The 21,840-nt window shown below is 66.4% G+C and carries 17 protein-coding genes and 2 tRNA genes; 6 read left to right on the top strand and 13 right to left on the bottom strand.

Features of this window, described 5'->3' with window-relative positions; translation table 11 throughout:
* Positions 1-321 precede the first annotated feature (321 nt).
* From ACOZHM_RS17490 to ACOZHM_RS17470, 5 genes are all read left to right on the top strand, one after another.
* On the top strand, positions 322-2,454 hold the full coding sequence (locus ACOZHM_RS17490) for a TonB-dependent siderophore receptor (protein WP_421570594.1): 2,133 nt from the start codon (positions 322-324) through the stop codon (positions 2,452-2,454).
* 8 nt (positions 2,455-2,462) lie between these two features.
* Complete coding sequence (locus tag ACOZHM_RS17485) at positions 2,463-2,747, top strand: hypothetical protein (protein WP_421570593.1); 285 nt, start codon at positions 2,463-2,465, stop codon at positions 2,745-2,747.
* The gene (locus ACOZHM_RS17480; RefSeq protein WP_421570592.1) at positions 2,747-3,010 is read left to right on the top strand and encodes a hypothetical protein; all 264 of its coding nucleotides are present in this window, start codon (positions 2,747-2,749) and stop codon (positions 3,008-3,010) included. The genes ACOZHM_RS17485 and ACOZHM_RS17480 overlap by 1 nt, the downstream gene beginning before the upstream one ends.
* 10 nt (positions 3,011-3,020) lie before the next feature.
* Positions 3,021-4,583 (top strand): PepSY-associated TM helix domain-containing protein, encoded by a 1,563-nt coding sequence (locus ACOZHM_RS17475; RefSeq protein WP_421570591.1) that lies wholly within the window; start codon positions 3,021-3,023, stop codon positions 4,581-4,583.
* 121 nt (positions 4,584-4,704) lie between these two features.
* Complete coding sequence (locus ACOZHM_RS17470) at positions 4,705-5,781, top strand: serine hydrolase domain-containing protein (RefSeq protein ID WP_421570590.1); 1,077 nt, start codon at positions 4,705-4,707, stop codon at positions 5,779-5,781.
* On the opposite strand, the gene ACOZHM_RS17465 is transcribed toward ACOZHM_RS17470, so the two are convergent.
* Both ACOZHM_RS17465 and ACOZHM_RS17460 read right to left on the bottom strand, forming a co-directional pair.
* Positions 5,750-7,351 (bottom strand): tetratricopeptide repeat protein, encoded by a 1,602-nt coding sequence (locus ACOZHM_RS17465; protein WP_421570589.1) that lies wholly within the window; start codon positions 7,349-7,351, stop codon positions 5,750-5,752. The two genes, ACOZHM_RS17470 and ACOZHM_RS17465, sit on opposite strands and share 32 nt — an antisense overlap.
* Positions 7,352-7,428: 77 nt before the next feature.
* A complete protein-coding gene (locus ACOZHM_RS17460; RefSeq protein WP_421570588.1) occupies positions 7,429-8,601 on the bottom strand; it encodes a glycoside hydrolase family 18 protein in 1,173 nt (390 codons plus the stop codon).
* Between the two features lie 197 nt (positions 8,602-8,798).
* Here ACOZHM_RS17460 and ACOZHM_RS17455 point away from each other — a divergent pair, with 197 nt between their 5' ends.
* Positions 8,799-9,806, top strand: coding sequence for a hypothetical protein (locus tag ACOZHM_RS17455; protein ID WP_421570587.1), 1,008 nt, complete (start codon positions 8,799-8,801; stop codon positions 9,804-9,806).
* Positions 9,807-9,903: 97 nt separating this feature from the next.
* Here ACOZHM_RS17455 and pnp read toward each other — a convergent pair whose 3' ends face one another.
* The 11 genes from pnp to ACOZHM_RS17400 all read right to left on the bottom strand — a co-directional run bounded on the left by pnp (position 9,904) and on the right by ACOZHM_RS17400 (position 21,750).
* On the bottom strand, positions 9,904-12,012 hold the full coding sequence (pnp, locus tag ACOZHM_RS17450; protein ID WP_068853377.1) for a polyribonucleotide nucleotidyltransferase: 2,109 nt from the start codon (positions 12,010-12,012) through the stop codon (positions 9,904-9,906).
* Positions 12,013-12,162: 150 nt separating this feature from the next.
* The gene (gene rpsO / locus ACOZHM_RS17445; protein ID WP_421570586.1) at positions 12,163-12,423 is read right to left on the bottom strand and encodes a 30S ribosomal protein S15; all 261 of its coding nucleotides are present in this window, start codon (positions 12,421-12,423) and stop codon (positions 12,163-12,165) included.
* A 164-nt stretch (positions 12,424-12,587) separates the two neighbouring features.
* On the bottom strand, positions 12,588-13,496 hold the full coding sequence (truB, locus tag ACOZHM_RS17440; RefSeq protein ID WP_421570585.1) for a tRNA pseudouridine(55) synthase TruB: 909 nt from the start codon (positions 13,494-13,496) through the stop codon (positions 12,588-12,590).
* 75 nt (positions 13,497-13,571) lie between these two features.
* Positions 13,572-13,985, bottom strand: coding sequence for a 30S ribosome-binding factor RbfA (gene rbfA, locus ACOZHM_RS17435; protein ID WP_421570584.1), 414 nt, complete (start codon positions 13,983-13,985; stop codon positions 13,572-13,574).
* Between the two features lie 67 nt (positions 13,986-14,052).
* Positions 14,053-16,698, bottom strand: coding sequence for a translation initiation factor IF-2 (gene infB / locus ACOZHM_RS17430; protein WP_421570583.1), 2,646 nt, complete (start codon positions 16,696-16,698; stop codon positions 14,053-14,055).
* Between the two features lie 95 nt (positions 16,699-16,793).
* Positions 16,794-18,305, bottom strand: a complete 1,512-nt coding sequence (nusA, locus tag ACOZHM_RS17425; protein ID WP_421570581.1) for a transcription termination factor NusA — start codon at positions 18,303-18,305, stop codon at positions 16,794-16,796.
* A 4-nt stretch (positions 18,306-18,309) separates the two neighbouring features.
* Complete coding sequence (gene rimP / locus ACOZHM_RS17420) at positions 18,310-18,900, bottom strand: ribosome maturation factor RimP (RefSeq protein WP_421570580.1); 591 nt, start codon at positions 18,898-18,900, stop codon at positions 18,310-18,312.
* A 729-nt stretch (positions 18,901-19,629) separates the two neighbouring features.
* A tRNA-Met gene (locus ACOZHM_RS17415) sits at positions 19,630-19,706 on the bottom strand.
* An 82-nt stretch (positions 19,707-19,788) separates the two neighbouring features.
* Positions 19,789-20,658 (bottom strand): RHS repeat-associated core domain-containing protein, encoded by an 870-nt coding sequence (locus ACOZHM_RS17410; RefSeq protein ID WP_421570579.1) that lies wholly within the window; start codon positions 20,656-20,658, stop codon positions 19,789-19,791.
* Between the two features lie 23 nt (positions 20,659-20,681).
* Positions 20,682-21,524 carry an RHS repeat-associated core domain-containing protein gene (locus ACOZHM_RS17405; protein ID WP_421570578.1) on the bottom strand — a complete coding sequence of 281 codons (843 nt, stop codon included), beginning with the start codon at positions 21,522-21,524 and terminating at the stop codon, positions 20,682-20,684.
* A gap of 149 nt (positions 21,525-21,673) precedes the next feature.
* Positions 21,674-21,750, bottom strand: a tRNA-Met gene (locus tag ACOZHM_RS17400).
* Positions 21,751-21,840 lie beyond the last annotated feature (90 nt).

Genomic DNA, 21,840 nt, shown 5'->3' with positions numbered 1-21,840 from the left:
CATGACGTTCAGCGCTGGGCGGTGGTAGTGCTCATGTCGCACGCTGGACCGGCGCTTGGCGCGGGTCACCTTGTTGCCTCGAGGTGGATGGCTCGATCTTAAACCAAACGCGGGGGGATGCCCAATGCCGCGAGCCCGGTAGCGCCGGCCGTTGGCCGTTGGCCGGCTCCTGAGACACCCGGCATGGCGAAGGCCGGCCAACGGCCGGCGCTACCGATTGATGGGCGCCTGAACAGGGGCATGTGGCGAACGAAAACAGCAATGATTACCATGCGCAGGTTGCCCGCACGCCTTGCCGGGCCTGCTTTTTCAAGGATTGCCATGTCGTTCGCCGCCCCCACGGCCGCTGTCGCCCTGCCCCGTCTGCTCGGTGTCGCCCTGCACGCCGCCCTGTTCGCCACCCCGGCGGTCGCCTTGGCGCAGGCCGGCGACGCCGCGCGGACGCTGGACACGGTGCAGGTCACCGCCCCGATTGCCACCGATTCGGGCAGCGCGACCAAGACCGATACGCCGCTGCGCGAGATTCCGCAGTCGATCTCGGTCATCACCGACCGGCAGATGCGCGACCGCGGCATCCACGGCGTGGAAGAAGCGGTGTGGTACACCGCCGGCGCGCAGGGCGGCCAGTACGGCGATGACACCCGCAGCGACTGGCTGCTGGTGCGCGGCTTCAAGCCGGCGCGCTACCTGGACGGCCTGGCCAGCGTGGAAGGCACCTGGACCGGCGAATCGCGGATCGAGCCCTACGGGCTGGAGCGCATCGACGTGCTCAAGGGCCCGGCGTCGGTCAACTACGGCGCGATGCCGCCGGGCGGGCTGGTCAACTTCGTGAGCAAGCGCCCGCACGCCGACCAGGCGCAGGAAGTGGAACTGCAGGTGGGCAACTACGGCCTGAAGCAGGCCGCGTTCGATATCGGCGGCGCGCTCAACGACAGCGGCACGCTGCTGTACCGCCTCACCGGCCTGGCGCGCAACAGCGACAACATGATCGACAAGGTCCACGACGACCGCTACTACATCGCCCCGGCGGTGACGTGGACGCCGAACGACGCCAACTCGCTCACCGTGCTGGCCCGTTACCAGAAAAACGACACGGTGGAAGCCGGCGGCTTCCTGCCCTACGAGGGCACCATGGTGCCGGGTGCGAACGGGCGCTACATCCGCCGCAGCTTCTTCGGCGGCGAGCCGGGCGTGAACGACTACACCAAGGAAACCGCCTCGCTCGGTTACGAATTCCGCCACGACTTCGGCGATGAAACGGTGTTCGCGCAGAACGTGCGCTACACCTGGGCCGAGGTGGACGCCAGCGCCGGCTCGCTGGGCCTGTTCGGCCTGGCCGCGCCGGGCAGCACCGAACTGGTGCGCTACTACTACCCGCGCATGAACACCTCGCGCAGCTTTGCCATCGACAACAACCTGACCTTCCACTTCGCCACCGGCGGCGCGGAACACACGCTGCTGGCCGGCCTGGATTACCGCCGCTCGAAAGACGACTACGCCTCGGCGTTCGCCTTCGGCGCGCCGCCGCTGGACGCCTACAACCCGGTGTACGGCGCGCCGGTGACCGTGCCCGACTACAGCTCGCGGCAGGTGCAGACCCAGGGCACGCTGGGGCTGTACCTGCAGGACCAGATCCGCATCGACCGCTGGCTGGTCACGCTGGCCGGCCGCCAGGACTGGGTGGGCACCGATACCGACCAGCGCATCGGCACGCTCAGCTCGGCGCACCAGAGCGATGACCAGTTCTCCGGCAAAGTCGGCGTGAACTACCTGTTCGACAACGGTCTGAGCCCGTACGTGAGCTGGTCGCAGTCGTTCCAGACCACCATCGGCACCGACTTCGCGGGCAAGGCGTTCTCGCCCACCACCGGCGAGCAGGTCGAGGCCGGCATCAAGTACCAGCCCGACGGCGGCAAGCTGCTGCTCACCGCGGCGGTGTACCAGATCGACCAGGACAACACGCTCACCGTTGACCCGGACCACACGCTGTTCTCTATCCAGCAGGGCCAGACCCGCGTGCGCGGCGGCGAGCTGGAAGGCCGCTGGAACATCGGCCAGGGCCTGAGCGTGTATGGCGCTTACACCCACCTGGATGCGAAGGTGCGGCAGAGCACCGATGCGGCGTCGGTCGGCAAGCGCGTGGCGCTGGTGCCCAAGCAGAGCGCCTCGCTGGGTGCCGATTACACCTTCACCCAGGGCGCGCTGAGCGGCTTCGGCTTCGGCGGCGGCGTGCGCTACAACGGCGGCATCTACGGCGACATCTACAACGAGTGGTACACGCCCTCGTTCACCCTGTTCGACGCGGCCGTGCATTACGACCGCGGCCCGTGGCGGGTGCAGGTCAACGCCAGCAACGTGACCGACAAGGAATACGTGTCGGCCTGCAACAGCAGCACCTGGTGCTACTACGGCTACGCGCGCACCGTCACCGCCAGCGTGCGCTACCAGTGGTAAGTGCCGACATGCTGGCGCTGCTGTACTGCGGCCTGGCCGGTACGGCGTCGGCGTTTTCGGCGCTGGCGTTCTATGCCGCTTCGCCGCACTGCCGCTGGCCGCGCCTGCGGCGCGCCGGGCGGCTGGGCAACCAGCTCGGGCTGATCGCGGCCGCCACCTCGCTGTGGCTGTGGATGGGCCAGCTGGGGTTGGCCACCGGGCTGTGCGTCACGCTGGCCGGCTGGATGCTGACCGCGCTGGTGCTGCCCTACCTGGCCGCCTGGACGCGGCCGGACGCGGAGGCGCGGCGCTGATGTGGGCACGTGCGCTGGCCGGCCTGGTGGCCGGATTCTTCGTGGCGGCCGCCGCCGCCGGTTTGATCGCCTGGCTGCCGCCGGGCCCGTGGCAGGCGGTGATCGTGCCCAGCATGGTCGCCTTCATTCCGTTGTGGATGCTGGCCGCACTGTGGGCGTTTGCGTTCCGTACCGGTCTTCGCGCATGGCTGTGGCTGGGCGCCAGCGCGGCGACCGGTTTCGCGTTGCTGTGGCTGCTGCGCCACGTCCACTGGGTGCAGTGAGGCCTATTCGATGAAATTCAGTTCGCTCACCCTGCGTACCTTCACCACCGTGCACACCTGGGTTGGCCTGGTGGCCGGCTTCGCGCTGTTCGTGGCCTTCTATGCCGGTGCGATCACCGTGTTCCACCACGACCTGCCGCTGTGGCAGTCGCCGCAGGGCAGGGAGCAGCCGGCGCAGACGCTGGACGATGCGCAGCGGCTGCTCGATGGCGTGCTGGCCAAACACCCCGATGCGCGCAAGCACGTGGGCATGACCTTCCCGGGCGCGGAAACGCCGCAGTCCATCGCGTACTGGCAGGACGCCAAGGGCACCTGGCTGTTCGCCTGGGCCGACCACGTGGACGGCAGCCCCACTCCGCCGCAGGCGGGTCTGGCCGAGCTGGTCAACGAACTGCATTACACGCTGGGCCTGCCGGTGGCCGGCATCTACCTGATGGGCGTGGTGAGCCTGCTGTACGGGCTGGCGCTGCTGTCGGGGCTGGTCATCCACCTGCCCAAACTGGCGGGTGACCTGTTCGCGCTGCGCCCGGGCCGCAACCTCAAGCAGATGTGGCAGGACGCGCACAACGTGATCGGCGTGCTCAGCCTGCCCTTCCACCTGCTGTTCGCGGTCACCGGCGCGCTGCTGTGCCTGATGTTCCTGCAGATGGCCGCGCTCAATCCGCTGATCTACGACAACAACCTGCTGGCCGCATTGCCGGCCGCGACCGATACCGCGCCGATCCGCGCACCCGCCAATGAACCGGTCCGTGCCGGCAGCCTGGCGATGCTGCATGCCCGCGCGATCGCGGTGGCCAATGACCAGGGCCAGGCACGGTTCGAGCCGGCCTACCTGAAGCTGGCCAATGCCGGCGATGCCAACGCGGTGATCGAGATCACCGGCGACGGCGGCGTGTCGCTGGGCCCACTGGGTGCGGTGGCGATGGATGCCAACACCGGTGATGTGCTGCATACCCAGCTGCCGGGCCGCCGCGATGCCAACCACGCCACGCTGGCGACGGCCTATGCGCTGCACTTCGGCGAGTTCGGCAACGGGCTGGTGCCGTGGCTGTACTTCGCGCTGGGGCTGGGCGGGGCGTTCCTGTTCTATTCGGGCAACCTGCTGTGGATCGAGTCGCGCCGCAAGCGCCGCCAGGCCACCCAGGGCCGCGCGCAGATCAACATGGCGCGGGCCACGGTGGGCGTGTGCATCGGGTTGTGCGTGGCGGTGTCGGCGGCGTTCGTGAGCGTGCAGCTGCTGGAGCACCTGGCACCGGCGCACGCGGACCGTGGCATGCGCTGGGTGTGTTTCCTGGTCTGGGGCGGCTGCGCCCTGTGGGCGGCGCTGCGCGCGCCGGCCAAGGCGGCGGTGGAGCTGCTGTGGGCGGCGGCCATCGTGACCGCGTTGATCCCGGTGGTGCACGGCGCGATGAGCGGGCTGTGGCTGTGGACCAGCGCCGCGCGCGGCTACTGGCCGCTGTTCTGGGTGGACGGCGTGGCACTGGCGATGGCGCTGGGCTTCGCCGCGATGGCGCGGGCGACGCGACGCCGCGCGGTGCATGGGGACCCGAACAGCGTGTGGGCGAACGCCTGACAGGGCGTAGAGCCACGCATGGCGTGGCTCTACCGGGCGGTTTCAGAAATCTTCAGGCGTTTTTCCAGCACTTCAGATGCGCTGCTGGCGTAGTGGGCCCCTCACCCAAGGAGCTCCACCCATGCGTCGAACTGCACTGAGTTTCCCCGCCCTGATCCTGTCCCTCGCCACCTGCCTGCCCCTCGCCGCCGTGGCGGCGCCGGCGCGGCTGGACCCCGCCCCGCTCGCCGCGCTCGAGGCGGCCATCGCCAAGGAGGACATCAAGCAGGTCACCAGCGTGCTGCTGCTGGTCGACGGCACGGTGGCCTACGAGCACTACTTCAACGGCGCCGATGCGCAGACCCTGAACGATGTGCGTTCGGCCAGCAAGAGCGTGACCGCCCTGCTGGTCGGCGCGGCGATCGGCGACGGCCACCTGCCCGGCGTGCAGGCGCGCGTGTATGACTACTTCCCCGAATTCACCGCGCAGCACACTGTCGACCCGCGCCTGCTCGGCACCACGGTGGAAGACCTGCTCACCATGAGCAGCCTGTGGGAGTGCGATGACCAGAACCAGTTCTCCAGCGGCAACGAAGAGCGCATGTATGTCACCGAGCGCTGGCTGGACTTCGCGCTGTCGCTGCCGGTCAAGGGCTTCGCGCCGTGGATGACCCGGCCCGAGGACAGCCCGCACGGCCGCGCGCATGCCTACTGCACGGCCAATTCGTTCGTGTTGGGCGCGGTGGTGGAACGGGCCACGAAGATGCCGCTGGCCGACTACGCCGCGCAGGCGCTGGAACGCCCGCTGGGCATCGCCAACAGCCACTGGAACCGCTCCCCCGAAGGCATCGGCATGGGCGGCGGCGGCACGCGCTACCGCAGCCGTGACCTGGCCCGGCTGGGCGAACTGGTGCTGGACCGCGGCCGCTGGCAGGGCAAGCAGCTGGTCCCCGCCGCCTACGTTGCCGCCATGATCCGCCCGCAGGCGCAGACCGATGACGGCAGCGACTACGGCTACCAGTGGTGGGGCCTGAAGCTGCCGGTGGACGGCAAGGAAACCACGGTGTGGGCGATGTCCGGCAATGGCGGCAACTATGTGTTCGTGATGCCGGAGAAGAAGTTGGTTGCGGTGGTCACCAGCCGCGCCTACAACCGCAACTACGCCCATCCGCAGTCGCGCCGCGTGCTTACCGAGTTCCTGTTGCCGGCGCTGCGCTGAGGCCGTCCAGGTCGGTCGGGCGCCAGGTCGCTGCCAGCACCTGCGCCCGTTGCGCGGCCACGTCCGTATCGATCCGGGCCAGCAGGCGCTCCCAACCGGGCGCCTGCCGCAGCGGGAGGAACAGCGGCGTGACGCGCAACCACGCCGCATCGCGGAATCCCGCATCGACCGCGCGGTTCAGGTCGGCGACCGCGGCATCGGCATCGCCCTGCGCCTGGTGCAGCAGCGCCCGCTCCAGGGCCGCATCCGGCCAGCCGTCGTCGGCCTGCCCGCTCACCGTGTACAAGCGGCCGGCGATCCATTCCGGGGCGGGCGTGCCGCCCCCCTGGTGCAGGCCGGCCAGGGTCCGCCCCAACGACTGCAGCGGACGCAGCAGACGCCCGCGCTCGAAGGCCTCCGCCGCCCCCTGCGGGTCGCCGCTCATCAACAGCAGTTCGCCCTGCAGCCGCTGCAGCTGCGGGTGCGGGGTGCCGCGAGCGAGTGCCTGCTCCAGCGCCTGCTGCGCCTTGTCGCGCTCGCCCATGTTCATCAGGGCGCGCGGCCACGCGATGTTGCTGAAGACGTTGTCCGGGTACAGCTGGAAATTGCGCGCATGCCGTCGTGCGGCGGCGTCGGTGAAGCCGAGCAGCTCCAGTTCGCGCGCGACCTGCACGTCGCGGAAGCGGATCCGCTCGGGCGCGCGAAGACTGAGGTTGGCCTTGAGCGCCTGCGCAAGGTGGCCCTGCTCCTGCTGCAGGTACGCCAGCGAGGCGCGGGTGCGCTCGTCGTCGGGATCGCGCAGCAGTGCCTGCTCATAATCGGCAATCGCCTGCGGCATGGCACCCAGACAATCATGAGCGTAGCCGCGCAGCGCATGCGCAGCGGCATCGTCCGGCGCGGCCTGCAGCACCTGCCCCGCCAGCAGCAGCGCTTCCTGCGCGTTATCGGGCTTGCCGTTGAACAGGCAGGCGTCGGCCGCAAGGGCGCGCGCGAGGCCACGGCGCGCCGCGCTGGAATCCGGATCGATCTGCAGCGCCTGGCGGTACAGCACGATTGCCCGTTCGTTGTTGCTGGCCTGACCGATGCCGGCGTAATACGCGGCGCGTTGCAGCACCGGATCCGCCGGTGAGTGCGGCACGCTGTCCGGCCGCCCAACGATCACGGCGACGACGGCGCCGGCAACCGCCACGCCTGCGGCCAGCCAGACCCAGCGGCGGTGACGGTTGCGCCGCGGCGCCTCGGTGACTGTCGCAGGCGCTGTAGCCACTGTCGGCGCTTCGAACGGCTGTACTGGCGCGCATAACTGGTAACCACGACCGCGCACGGAACGCACGTAGCGCGGCTGGCGGCTGTCATCGCCCAAGGCCTGGCGCAGCAGTTTCACCCGCTGGCTGATGGCATCCTCGCCCACCACCGCCGGCGCCCACACTTGCTGGGCCAGCGTGTCGAAGTCGACCACGTCGGTGCCGTGCTCCAGCAGGCAGTCCAGCAGCCGCCAGCTGAGCCCGCTCACCGGCAACAGCTGGTCGCCACGCCGCACCTGTTGCGAGGCGCGGTCGATGTGCAGATCCAGCAGCTGAACGCTCGTCATGCCGGCAAGCATAGTGCAGGCCCGCCCGGGGCGTTACACCCCAGCAACCCCGGGGTGCAATCAGCGTGCGGTCAGCGTTACTTGAACGGTGCGGCCATGGCCTTCAACAGGCTGGCCTGGTCGTCGTCGCCGGTCAGTTCCCAGGTGAACACGCCGCGCAGTTCCTGGGCCTTGGCGTAGTCCGCGCGCAGCGCGATCGAGGTCGGGTCTTCATAGCTGATGAAGACCTTCTCCGCCGCGTTGTACAGCCACGGGCTCTGTGCCACCGGATGCCAATGCCGCTGCCAACCCGGCTTGTCGAGGAACTCACGCTGGATCCGGCGCCAATCGCCCGCATCGAACGGCGCGCTGTAGGGCTGATACAGGCCATCGGCAGATTCGGTGGTGACCTTGAAGCCGCGTCCGTAGAACGGCACGCCGAGCACGAGCTTGTCATCCGGCACGCCGTGCTGGCGGTAGTACTGCACGGCGCCTTCCACGCTGTTCCAGCGGCGCTGTTCCGGGGCCAGCGGGTCCTGCGGCACCTCGCGCAGCGGCGCGTTGAAGGTGGACACCTTGGAGAAGCCGGTGCCCATGTCGTAGCTCATCAGGTTGATGAAATCGAGCGCCCTGCCCAGTTCCTTCAGCTCATAGCTGAGCGCGGGATCGTATGGACCATCGGTCTGCACGCGGCCGGCCGGCAGCGCGGCGGTGAGCAGCCGGTGCGGGCCGCGACCGCCGTCGAGGGCGTCCAGCTGCTTGCGGAACTCCTGCACCAGCAGGGTCATGTTGTGGCGGTCTTCAGGACGGTCGGTGATCTCCAGCGGGCCGCCGGAGACCGGGAATTCCCAGTCGATATCCACGCCGTCGAAACTGCCGCGATGCTGTTCGAAGAACAGCGCCACGCAGGAGCGCACGAAGCGTTCGCGGCTCTGCGCAGTGAGCGCGGCGTCGGAGAACCCGCCGGCGTTCCAGCCGCCGATGGAGATCATGGTGTGCAGATGCGGGTGTTCGCGCTTCAACGCCGCCAGTGCCTTGAAGTGCGCCGGCGCATTCGCATCGACCACGCACTTGCCCGCATCGATGCGGGCGAACGCGTAGAACAGGTGCGTCAGCGTATCGGCGGGAATCGCGGACACCGGGTAGCGCTCGGCCGAGCCGCCGGGGTAATAGGCGCCGATCACGGCGTTCGACGGCGTTGCGGCAGGGCTGGCGAGCGGGAGCGCGACCGCGATGGCGGCCCCCAGCAGGGAAGCAAACAGACGGGACATGGCGACTCCAGCAACGAAGATTGCGGCAACGTTAGCAAGGCGCGAGACGTCGCGGCCGGATGTCCTGTGAATCTGTCCGGCGGACATGTCTGCGGCGGCTGCGGCGGTCACGTACCGACCCGCATGTGACCAGAGGCGGTGGCGTGACGGCAAGCAGCCCAGCTATCGTGTGCATATCTTTCCCGCATGCGATGACCATGGACGATCCGGTTGAATCCCCCGACAAGGCTGCGATCAGGGCGCTGTACGACCGCGCCTACGCCACCTTCGACAACGGCGACCTGCACCAGGCCAGCGCACTGTTTGGCGAACTGACAGTGCACCGACCCAATGTCGCCTATCTGCACTACATGCGTGGGCTGGCGCACAAGTACCTGCGCGACTGGCCGGCGTCGCTGGAGCACAACCTGCGCGCGCAACAGGTTGAGGAAGAATTCGACGAAGCCTCCGCCTGGAATGCCGGCATTGCGGCAACGGCAATGGGCGACTGGGCCGAGGCCCGACGGCAGTGGGCGCAGTGCGGCATCACCATTCCCGAGGGCGATGGCCCGATCGAGTCCGATTTCGGCATGGTCGCGGTGCGGCTCAATCCGTGGGGCACTGGCGAGACGGTGTACGCGCGCCGCATCGACGTGGTGCGCGCGCGGTTGTTGAACGTGCCGCTACCCGAGAGCGGGCACCGGTTGTTCGACATCGTGCTGCACGACGGCGCCAAGACCGGCGAACGCGTGTCCGGGGACCGCACCTATCCGGTCTTCAACGTGCTGCAGACGCTGCAGCGCTCGGACCACCGTACCTATGTGGCGTTCGTGCAGTGCCCGACCGTGGAAGACAAGGAAGCGCTGGAAGCGGCGGAACTGCCGGGCATCGGCTTCGTGGAAGACTGGACGCATTCGATCCGGCATCTGTGCCTGCGCTGCAGCTATGGCGTGGCGCATCTGCAGGAACACCCGAAGGGCGACGCCGACGCCGGCAACGATGACTGGCAGGCGGAGCGGCAGCTGGGGATTGGGGCGCAGGGCAAGGCGGCGGTGGAACGCCTGCTGGCCGATTGGGTGGCCGCTGGGCCCGGGCGACGGGTGGATGCGATCGAGAGCCGGGAGGTCGAGGCTGAGGGGCCTGCCGAGGGCTCGGTGTGGTGGCGCGGGTTTGAGGACGAGGATGATGATGATCAGGATCAAGATCAGGATCAAAATCAAAAGTAAAAAAAAACGGGCCTGGGCCCGTTTTTTTCTTGAAGGAGTGACGACTAACAGTCGTCACTACAGTCGTCACCTACCGTCGTAATTCGCCGTTGGCGGATTACTCGGCCGAGGCGCCTTCGCCTTCCTCGACGGCCTTCATCGACAGGCGAATACGGCCCTGCTTGTCGACTTCCAGCACCTTGACCTTGACCACATCGCCTTCCTTCAGCTTGTCGCCGACCTTTTCGACGCGCTCGCTGGAGATCTGCGAGACGTGGACCAGGCCGTCCTTGCCCGGCAGGATGGTGACGAACGCACCGAAGTCCATGATCTTGGCGACCTTGCCTTCGTAGATGCGGCCCGGCTCGACGTCCGAGGTGATCTGCTCGATGCGGGCCTTGGCAGCCTGCGCAGCGATGGCGTTGACCGAGGCGATGACGATGGTGCCGTCATCCTGGATGTCGATCTGGGTGCCGGTTTCCTTGGTGATGGCCTGGATGGTGGAACCACCCTTGCCGATCACTTCGCGGATCTTGTCCGGGTGGATCTTGATGGTCAGCAGGCGCGGCGCGTAGTCCGACAGCTCCTGACGCGGAGCGGTCAGGCCGTGGGCCATTTCGCCCAGGATGTGCAGACGGCCAGCCTTGGCCTGCTGCAGTGCCTGCTTCATGATCTCTTCGGTGATGCCTTCGATCTTGATGTCCATCTGCAGGGCGGAGATGCCCTCAGCGGTACCGGCGACCTTGAAGTCCATGTCGCCCAGGTGATCTTCGTCACCCAGGATGTCGGACAGGACGACGAAGCGCTCGCCTTCCTTGACCAGACCCATGGCGATACCGGCCACCGGCGACTTGACCGGCACGCCGGCGTCCATCAGGGCCAGCGACGAGCCGCAGACCGAGGCCATCGACGAGGAGCCGTTGGATTCGGTGATTTCCGAGACCACGCGGATGGTGTACGGGAAGGCTTCCAGCGACGGCATCACTGCCAGCACGCCGCGCTTGGCGAGGCGGCCGTGGCCGATTTCGCGACGCTTCGGGCCCATCATGCGGCCGGTCTCACCCACCGAGTACGGGGGGAAGTTGTAATGGAACAGGAAGTTGTCCTTGTACTCACCGGACACGGCATCGATGACCTGGCCATCACGGGCGGTGCCCAGGGTGATGGTCACGATGGCCTGCGTTTCACCGCGGGTGAACAGCGAGGAACCGTGGACGCGCGGCAGGATGCCGGTCTTCACGGCGATCGGGCGGACGGTGTCCAGCGCACGGCCGTCGATGCGGACCTTGGTGTCGAGCACCGAGTTGCGCATGGTGCTGTATTCCAGCTCGCCGAATTCCTTCGACAGCTCGGCCGGGTTCCAGCCTTCAGCGGCCACGCGGCCAGCCAGCGACTCGACCACGTCCTTCTTGATCGCCGAGATGGCGTCACGGCGCTGCAGCTTGTCGCGCACCTGGAAGGCTTCGCCCAGACGCGGGCCGATGGCTTCCTGCAGGGCGCTGATCAGCACGTCGTTCTTGGCCGGGGCGACCCAGGTCGACGGCTTGGTGCCGGCTTCCACGGTCAGCTCGTTGATGGCGTTGATGACCTTCTGCATTTCGCGGTGACCGAAGGTCACGGCGCCCAGCATCACGTCTTCGGACAGCAGCGCGGCTTCGGATTCGACCATCAGCACGGCGTTGGCGGTACCGGCCACAACCAGCTCCAGCTCCGAATCCTTCAGTTCGGTCACGGTCGGGTTGAGGATGTACTCACCGTTCTTGTAACCGACCTTGGCAGCGGCGATCGGACCCTTGAACGGGGTGCCGGCCAGCGACAGGGCTGCCGAGGCGCCGATCAGGGCGGCGATGTCGCCATCGATGTCCGGGTTCAGCGACATCACGGTGGCGATGATCTGCACTTCGTTCTTGTAGTCTTCCGGGAACAGCGGACGGATCGGGCGATCGATCAGGCGCGAAATCAGCGTCTCTTTTTCGGTCGCGCGGCCTTCGCGCTTGAAGAAGCCACCCGGGATACGGCCACCGGCGTAGAACTTCTCCTGATAGTCACAGGTCAGCGGGAAGAAGTCCTGGCCCTCACGCGCGCTCTTGGCAGCCACGGCGGAGACCAGCAGCACGGTGTCGTCGAACTTGACGATGACGGCGCCACCGGCCTGACGGGCGATTTCGCCGGTTTCAAGCGTGACGGTGTGCTTGCCGTACTGGAAGGTTTTGGTGATTTTTGCCACGGGGGATGTCCTTGGGGAAATGCTGTCTTCGAATGGACCGCGGGCGACCCTTGCCGCCGACGGGTGACCGGAAGTCCGGTCCTGGCGTTTGATGCGGTACTGCCAAAACAAAACCGCGGCGCATTCCTGCGCCGCGGTGGGGATTCTTGCTTAGCGACGCAGGCCGAGCTTTTCGATCAGGGCCTTGTAACGCACGCCGTCTTTCTTCTTCAGATAGTCCAGCAGGCTGCGGCGGCGGTTGACCATCTGCAGCAGACCGCGGCGGCTGTGGTGATCCTTCTTGTGGGTCTTGAAGTGGCCGGTCAGCAGTTCGATGCGGGCGGTCAGCAGGGCGACCTGGACTTCCGGCGAGCCGGTGTCGGTGGCGCTGCGCTTGTTGTCTTCAATGACTTTCTGGGTGTCGACGGACATGGTGGTGTTTTCTCTTGGATGCGTGGCCCGCAGAAACGTCCCATTGACGTACCGCGCGACTCGCCGTTAACGAAAGGATGAATCCGCAGAATGCGGACAAGCCTGAAAAGGCCGCGAAATTGTAACGGTCATGGCCCCCCGGAACAAGCGCCGGGTGGCCGGGCTCACAGGTTGAAACACCGCTGCGGGGACAGCCGGCCGGTCTCGTCGACCTCCCCGAGCCCCAGGATGCGGGCCTCCGGGCCGTATACGGCGACGGTGCCCTGCGCCCAGGCCGGATCGCGCAGGCGCTGGCCCACGCTGAAACGCGGTGCCTGTTCAGCATCCAGCTCGACCTGCGGATAGCCCGCCAGCCCGGCACCCAGCGGCAGCAGCAGGGCCTCCATGGCGGCCTCGTCGCCCTGCTCCGCCAACGCGCGCAGGGTGTCGAGGGTGACCATGGGGGCGTCGCGGAACGGGTCCACCCACAGCCGCCGCAGGCCGGCGATGTGCGCCCCGCAGCCCAGGGTCTCACCGAGGTCGCGCGCCAGGCTGCGGATGTACGTGCCTGAACCGCAGGTCACGCGCAGGCGCAGTCGGGTGGACTGCTGGTCCAGCACTTCAATGGAATGGACCTCGACATCGCGCTCGGGCGCTTCGATGGTCTCGCCCCGGCGCGCCTTCATGTAAAGCGGTTCACCGCCCTGCTTGAGCGCCGAATAGATCGGTGCGCGCTGTCGTATCTGGCCCGTCAGGGGCGCCAGTGCGGCGTCCAGCTGCGCACGACTGATCGCCGGAACAGGGCGCTCGAGCAGCACGATGCCGTCGGAATCGTCGGTATCGGTGGTCTGGCCCAACACCACCTCGGCGTCGTAGGCCTTGGCCGCACCCAGCAGCAGGCCGGCGATCTTGGTGGCTTCGCCGAAGCACAGCGGCAGCAGGCCGGTCGCCAGCGGGTCCAGGCTGCCGGTGTGGCCGCCCTTCTCGGCGCGGAACAGGCGGCGCGCCACCTGCAGCGCGGCGTTGGAGCTCATGCCGGTGGGCTTGTCGAGCAGCAGGATGCCGTCCAGGCGACGGAAGATGATTTTGGGCATGAGGTTCCGCCGGGATTGGTCGCGGACACGCATGGCGTGTCTCTACGTGACAACAGCCCTTTCGGGCTGTTGTTCTTATTCGGGCTTGGTGTCGCTGCCGTCGCCGTCTTCGGCGTCGGCCTCGCGGCTTTTCTCGGCCGCGACAGTGTCGGGCAGCTCGCGCAGGATGTTGTCGATGCGCTCGCCACGGTCGACCGAATCGTCGTAGTGGAAGTGCAGCTCCGGGACGTGGCGCAGCTTCATGGCCTTGGCCAGGTCCATGCGCAGTTCCCAGGCCAGTTCCTTCAGGCCCTTCATCGCTTCGGCCGAACGTTCCGGCATCAACGCGGTGACGAAGATCTTGGCATGGGCCATGTCACGGGTGATTTCCACGTCGGAAACGCTCACCGAAGGCAAGCCGTGCACGCGCACCAGGTTGTGCACGAGCGTACCCAGCTCACGGCGGATCTGGGCGGAAACACGGTCGGTTCGATGGAAGGTTTTCGGCACGAGGAACTCTTTGAATGGGGTTACGGTTTACGGAAGGGCCCGACCGTGGGTCGGGCCCCGTTCCACATTACAGGGTGCGCGGCACTTCGATACGCTCGAAGCACTCGATCTGGTCACCCGGCTTCACATCGTTGTAAGCCTTCACGCCGATACCGCATTCGGTACCGTTGCGGACTTCCTCGACGTTTTCCTTGAAGCGGCGCAGCGATTCCAGTTCGCCTTCGAACACCACCACGCTGTCGCGCAGGACGCGGATCGGCTTGCTGCGCTTGACCGTGCCTTCGATGATCATGCAGCCAGCGACCGCACCGAACTTCGAGCTGCGGAACACGTCGCGGACCTGCGCGATACCGATGATCTCTTCGCGGATTTCCACGCCGAGCAGACCGGAGGCCACCTGCTTCACCTGATCGATCACGTCATAGATGATCGAGAAGTAACGCAGGTCAACGCCGTTGGATTCAATGATGCGCCGCGCCGAAGCGTCCGCACGCACGTTGAAGCCGATGACGGTGGCCTTGGAGGCCACGGCCGAGTTGGCGTCCGACTCGGTGATGCCGCCCACGCCGGAGCTGATCACGTTGATGCGGATATCGTCGTTGGACAGCGCCACCAGTGCCTGGCTCAGCGCCTGCACCGAACCCTGCACGTCGGCCTTGATCACCAGGTTCAGCACCTGCTGGCCATCGCCCTTGCCCAGGGTCGCCATGATGTCTTCCATGCGGCTGCCGGCAGACTGCACCAGGCGCGATTCACGGCGCTTGGTTTCGCGCTGCTGCGCGACGTCCTTGGCCAGGCGCTCGTCCTCGACCACGACGAAGTCGTCGCCTGCGTCCGGCACGCCGGACAGACCCAGCACCTGCACCGGAATCGACGGGCCAGCCTGGTCGGGCTGCTTGCCGGTTTCGTCGAACAGGGCGCGCACGCGGCCGTACTGGATACCGCAGACCAGGTAGTCGCCCTTCTTCAGCGAACCCTGCTGCACCAGCACGGTGGCGATCGGGCCACGGCCCTTGTCCAGCGAGGACTCGATGACCACGCCGCTGGCGCGGCCTTCGGCCGGCGCCTTCAGTTCCAGCAGTTCGGCCTGGATCGAAATCGCGTCCAGCAGGTCGTCGATACCGAGACCAGCCTTGGCCGAGATTTCGACCATCTGGGTGTCACCACCGAAGTCTTCGGACACGACCTGCTCGGTGAGCAGCTCGTTCTTGACCCGCATCGGGTCGGCACCGGACTTGTCGATCTTGTTGATGGCCACGATCAGCGGCACACCGGCGGAGCGGGCGTGCTGGATCGCTTCCTTGGTCTGCGGCATCACGCCGTCGTCGGCGGCCACCACCAGGACCACGATGTCGGTTAACTTGGCACCGCGGGCACGCATCGAGGTAAACGCGGCGTGGCCCGGGGTATCCAGGAAGCTGATGACGCCCTTCGGCGTTTCAACGTGGTACGCACCGATGTGCTGGGTGATGCCACCGGCTTCGCCCGTGGCGACCTTGGTGCGGCGGATGTAATCCAGCAGCGAGGTCTTGCCGTGGTCGACGTGACCCATGATGGTCACCACCGGCGGACGTGCCACCGGCTGGCTCTGCTCACCCTCGTTCAACGCCAGCAGCGCGTCTTCGGCGTCGTTGGTGTTGGCACGGATCACGTTGTGGCCGAGTTCTTCGGTCACCAGCGCGGCGGTGTCATGGTCGATGGTCTGGGTGATGGTGGCCATCACGCCCATCTTGAACAGCGCCTTGACCACATCGCCGCCCTTGACGGCCAGCTTCTGGGCCAGGTCGGCCACGGTGATGGTGTCGCCGATGGTCACGTCACGCACGATCGGTGCGACCGGCCGTTCGAAACCATGGGCACCACCGCCGCTGCGCGACTGGTTGCTGTCGCGGCGACCGCCGTGCTGCACGCGCCCGGTCGGACGACCGCGCGAGTTGCTGTTGTTGCCGCGACGCGCGCGGTCGGCGGCCGACAGATGCAGCTGGCCGGCGAACCGGTTGCCACCATCGTCGTCGCGCTTGGCGCCCGGGCGGTTGTTGTTGTTGTTGTTCGAGTTGCGGTCGTCTGCACGTGCAGCCGGACGGGCCGGCGACGGCGCGGACGGACGCGCGGCACGGGCCGGCGCTTCGCTGGCAGCCGGGCGAGCAGCCGCAGCCACCGGGGCCGGCGGTGCATTCTTGGCCGCTTCGGCAGCAGCTTCAGCCGCCTTGCGCTCGGCTTCGGCGCGTTCCTTCGCGTCGATTTCTTCCTGGCGCTTGCGTGCGATTTCTTCGTCGCGCGCACGGTCCTTCTCGGCCAGTGCGCGCTGTTCGTCCAGATTGCGCTGGCGGGATTCCTCCAGCTTGCGCAGGATGTCGGCGCGCTCCTCATCCGGCGTCATCGCCTTGCCACTGGCGTCCTTGGCGTAGGTGCGCTTCTGGCGCACTTCCACGTTGACGGTGGTCTTGCTGCGGCCGGCGCTGACGGTCACTTCCTGCACCTTGCGACGGTTCAGGGTGATCTTCTTGGCGGCGTCGTCGGCGTTCTCGACGGGCTGCTCTGCCTTGCCATGCGAACGACGAAGGAAGCCCAGGAGCTTCACCTTCTCGGCGCTGGTCACGACCTGGTCGGGACCGCTGAACTTCATGCCCGCTCCGGCAAGTTGTTCAAGCAGTTTTTCGACCGGCGTATTGACCAGTTCGGCAAGCTTGCGGATGGTGGTTTGCTGCGACATTCGGATCCTATGATCTGGTTGGCGCTCCTCCGAAACGGGCGAAGGCAGCGCGGAGTCTAAGCCCTGATCGGGTCAGGGCACTGTTCATCGCTGGCTCATTCGCCGCGCTCCAGGCGGGCGATCTCCTCGGCTCGGGCGGCAAGGACAAGGGCGACGGCGCGCTCCTGATCCATGTCCTCGATGCCGAACTCGAGGATCTCGTCGGCGGCCAGGTCCGACAGGTCCTCACTGGTACGCACGCCATGGCTGGCCAGGGCGTAGGCGGTTGCCTCGTCCATGCCTTCCAGGGCGAGCAGGTCTTCGGACGGCGAACCGTCTTCCATACCCTCTTCCACCGCCAGCGCTTCGTTGAGCAGCGCGTCGCGGGCACGGGCACGCAGCTCTTCGACGATGTCTTCGTCGAAGCCTTCCACGGCCAGCAGTTCGCCGACCGGGACGTAGGCAATTTCTTCCACGGTGCCGAAACCTTCGGACACCAGGATGCCGGCGATTTCTTCATCCACTTCCAGCTTGTCGATGAACAGCTGGCGGGCAGCGCCCTGCTCTGCCTCGGACTTGGCGGTCACCTGGTCCTGGGTCATCACATTGAGCTGCCAGCCGGTCAGGCGGCTGGCCAGGCGCACGTTCTGGCCGCCCTTGCCGATCGCCTGGGCCAGGCGATCTTCCGCCACGGCCAGGTCCATCGAGTGCTTGTCTTCATCGACGATGATGGACTGCACTTCCGCCGGCGCCATCGCATTGATGACGAAGTTGGCGGGGTTGTCGTTCCACAGCACGATGTCCACGCGCTCGCCATTGAGCTCGTTGGACACGGCCTGCACGCGCGAGCCGCGCATGCCGATGCAGGCGCCGATCGGATCGGTACGCGAATCGTGGGCGAGCACGGCGATCTTCGCGCGGTCGCCCGGGTCGCGTGCACAGGCCTTGATCTCGACCAGGCCCTGGCCCACTTCCGGCACTTCAAGCTTGAACAGCTCGATCATGAATTCCGGCGCGGCGCGGCTGATGAACAGCTGCGGACCACGCGGTTCCGAACGGACTTCGGCCAGGTAACCGCGCACGCGGTCGCCAGCGCGCAGCACGTCGCGCGGAATGCCCTTGTCCTTCGGAATGAAGGCCTCGGCGTTGCCGCCCAGGTCCACATAGATGTTGCCGCGCTCGGCGCGCTTGACCACACCGGTGACCAGTTCGCCCACGCGGTCCTTCCACGCATCGACCACCTGCTGGCGCTCGGCTTCGCGCACGCGCTGGACGATCACCTGCTTGGCGGCCTGTGCGGCGATACGGCCGAAGTCCGGGTTTTCGATCTGCTCTTCGATGTAGTCGCCTACTTCCACGCCTTCGGCTTCGTCGATGGCATCCATCAGACGCACCTGGCGGTCAGGCGATTCCATCACCACGTCATCGGCCACCACTTCCCAGCGGCGGAAGGTTTCGTAGGTGCCGTCCTTGTGGTCGATCGACACGCGCGCCAGCACTTCCTCATCGGGATAGCGCTTCTTCGCGGCCGACGCCAGTGCTGCTTCGATCGCATCGAAGATCACTTCACGCGGAACGCCCTTTTCATTGGCGACCGCATCCACTACCAGCAAAAGTTCCTTGCTCATTGGCTCACTCCGCGCGCGGCTTCTTGGCCGCCGGCTCGTTGGATGGTTTCTTGTTCGCCTTGCCACCCTGCTTGGGCGCCGGGCCAGTCGGTTTGGTCGGAGCCAGGCCGAGAGCGGCCCAGTCCGGCATGATGCGTGCCTTCTCGATATTGTCGACGTCGGCGGTAAACGGGGAATTGTCGACCTTGAAGGTGACGGTGTTCTGCTCGGCATCGACGCCGAGGATTTCGCCCTGCAGGCGACGGCGGCCGTCCTGCGGCAGCTTCAGCGTGACCTTGGCCGACTCGCCGACCGCGCGCTCGAACTGCTCGAAGGTGAACAGCGGGCGGTCAACGCCCGGCGAGGACACTTCCAGCGTGTAATTGGCGGTGATCGGATCTTCCACGTCCAGCTGGGCCGACACTTCGCGGCTCACGCGCTCGCAGTCGTCGATGTTGACGACGCGCTCGGGCTGTTCGGCCAGCGGCACGTCGATGTACAGGCGCAGCGTTGCACCGCCCGGGGCAGTCAGATATTCCACACCCAGCAGCTCGAGACCCAGCGACTGAACGGTGGGGGCGAGCAGATTCGCGATTTCGGTTGCCTTGTCGCTCACAGTCTGCCTTGATTCGTTGAAAGAGGTACTGGGCCGGCCAGTCACGCTGGACCGCTCCCACTGAACATGTTCCGGAAACAACAAAGGGCCCGCTGGGCCCCTTGTCCGGTACAACTCCGGTCATGCTGGATTCCGGTTGCAGACCATGCGCGGTGCATGATGCTGCGAGCCCAGTCTTCCGGGGGGTCACGGCGCCCTGAAGACAGGTCGTCGTTCCTGGAAGCCGGTCGCGAGCCCCTTCACATCCATGAAAGCGATGAATTCAGGGAACCCGCCAAGCCGCTGATGATAGCGGTTGCACCGCGCTGGTGCAATGGCCCGGCGCCAGATCCTGCCCAGCCTGGTAGTCACCGGCACCGAGGTCCGGCAGCCGGCGCCATCATGCTCCGGCCCCGCACCGGTAGGGTCGCGCCCCAGCCGACTGCACGGAAATGACCATCGCCCGATACCGGCATGAAAACTGAACGAAACCGCTGCATGACGACCGCAGAGGCCAACCCCGTTCCATGGTCATGCCATCCCCGAACGGTGCTCGGCCCCGCGCAGTCGGCCGGCGCGCGACCCTACCACCGGTAACGGTCACCCGCGCCGCCCATTGCACCGCCACGCGAAGTCCGGTCCGCGCCGCCCACACACGCAGGCACGCACCACAATCAGGCACAACGAAAAAAGCGACCTCGTTGCCGAGATCGCCTTTTCGTCTACTGCATCTGCACTGCAGAATTTCTGTGGTAGCGGGGGCAGGATTTGAACCTGCGACCTTCGGGTTATGAGCCCGACGAGCTGCCAGACTGCTCCACCCCGCAGCAGAAGCGGAATTGTAAGTGACTTTGAAACAAGCCGCAACCCCCTGCAGCACCGCCACGTTTCGCAGCAGCCTCACCGGAGTCACCTGCCGTGGCCATTCCCCGCCCTCCCCCATCGTTGCCGATGCAGCGCCGTATTGCGGATCTCGGTCACCTCGCGCTCGGCGCCTTTCTGAGGGTAGAACATAGCCGAGGTGCGAGGCCCAACGGCCTTGAAGGTCTTCCGGTTCGCGGAGACCTTGCCATGAAACCCCTTGACCGGGACCTGGAATTCATTGGAGATCAACTGCGCCTGAGGCGAGTCTCCGTCTGCCGAGTGGCACGACAGAAGTTTGATGGGCTTTGATCCATCAACGCCACGGCGCCTAAGCTCACCGCTGGCCTGCACACCATTTAGCAACCGGTTACCTACCTTGGTACCCGCCCGATCGCCATGGACGATGACTTTCACCGTATGCCGCCCTTGTTTGGTGAGCATCTCACCCTGCGGCAGGTAAGACGCAGTCCCTCTCGAATGAGCCACGCTCCCCACAATCATCGACGCGGCACCCAGCACCCCGGCGATCGCACCCAGAATGCCCGCTTCTTTGGTTTTCCCCTGCGCGGCCATGACTCCCGCCGCAGCCCCCACCCCGACCGCACCGATTCCCATGAATGCAGCAAGAGGGACCAGAAAGTGGCCGGTGGAGTCGGTGTGATTTACCGGGTCGCAACTGCAGTAGGCGTATGCATTGATGCCGCCCTCGTCGAACGGACTCCGGTTGTCGGGGCTGTGAAACCGCATCAGTACCGGGTTGTACACGCGGTAGCCATTGCCGAGGATCTGCCAGCAGCCGACCGGCTCATGCAACTGGCCGTTGTAACCAAGGCGAGCCGCGCTGTCGGGGGGTGCATCTGCAGGGCATACGCCGCCACCTGCGCCCTGCGCCTTCATGGTAGATGGTCGCTGCATTGCAGTCTCCTCGCGCGCCCCGCTCATGCGCGAACCCCGCCCCTGATTCGCGCTACCTCATTCGTGGATACGCGCGAAGGACGATCCACTGGCCCAACGTTTCCCGTGCGACGGCCCTGTCCAGGCGGCGGCGGGGCAAGACGCTTCTGACGAAACGATGCAGGCGTGGATGGAGCGACCATTGATGCCACTGAAGGTCCTCGCGTTGGGGGCAATGAGAACGAGACACGCGTTGTGGTGGTGGAGACAGAGATGGACCTTGAGGGACTGGCATCAGGCATCGGCAATGCAGGCGGCCTCGCCTCACCCACGACTACCGGGGCGGTTGTCGACTTCTGCACGGCAGTCGCCGATGACTTCCCAGGCGCTGCGCGAGGCTTGCGCTTCATCCAGGCATAACGCGCGCCCATGAGCGCGCCCGTGGCCGCTATCACGGCGCCGGCGATCGCGAACGCCCGCTGCTTTTCGTTGGGCGATGCCACCGCCAAGCCCACTGCGGCCAGCGAAGCCGCGGTTGCCACGAAGATAGGCGTCACCAGAGGGGTGCGCAGTTTGAACTGCAGCAGGTTGGCGGCGAACGCGTGGAAAGACCAGTGACCATTCGGGTCCATCCGATTGATCGGGTCACATGTGCAGTACGCATAGGCGTTGATCCCACCCTTGTCAAACGGACTCAGGCTGTCCGGGCTGTGGAACCGCATCAGCGCCGGGTTGTACACGCGGTAGCCGTTGCCAAGGATCTGCCACCAGCCGGCCGGCTCGTGCAGTTGGCCGTTGTAGCCAAGCCGGCCCGGAGACTGCCAGCGGGAAGGCGCGCTGTCGTGGCTGCTGCCAGCGGGCGCGGGCCGGGTAAACGACGGCGACATGGCACAGCCTCGCTGTCCAATACTGCGTGTGTCCCCCGACGACACATCTCAATACGCCCGCCCCCATCAAGGGGTCGTGAAACGAAAAAAGCGACCCCGTTGCCGGGATCGCTTGGTTCGTCCATCACCCGGCTTGCGCTGGGTCGATATGGTAGCGGGGGCAGGATTTGAACCTGCGACCTTCGGGTTATGAGCCCGACGAGCTGCCAGACTGCTCCACCCCGCAACGGAAGTGTTTGAGTCGATGTAATCACCGCAACGATGTTCTGGCGAAACCGCTGCATCAACAACTCAGGAGACGAATATTACACTACTT

The sequence above is a fragment of the Stenotrophomonas sp. PD6 genome (genome assembly GCF_049199305.1).
Lineage (GTDB): Bacteria > Pseudomonadota > Gammaproteobacteria > Xanthomonadales > Xanthomonadaceae > Stenotrophomonas.
This window is presented reverse-complemented; position numbering and strand designations above follow the sequence as displayed.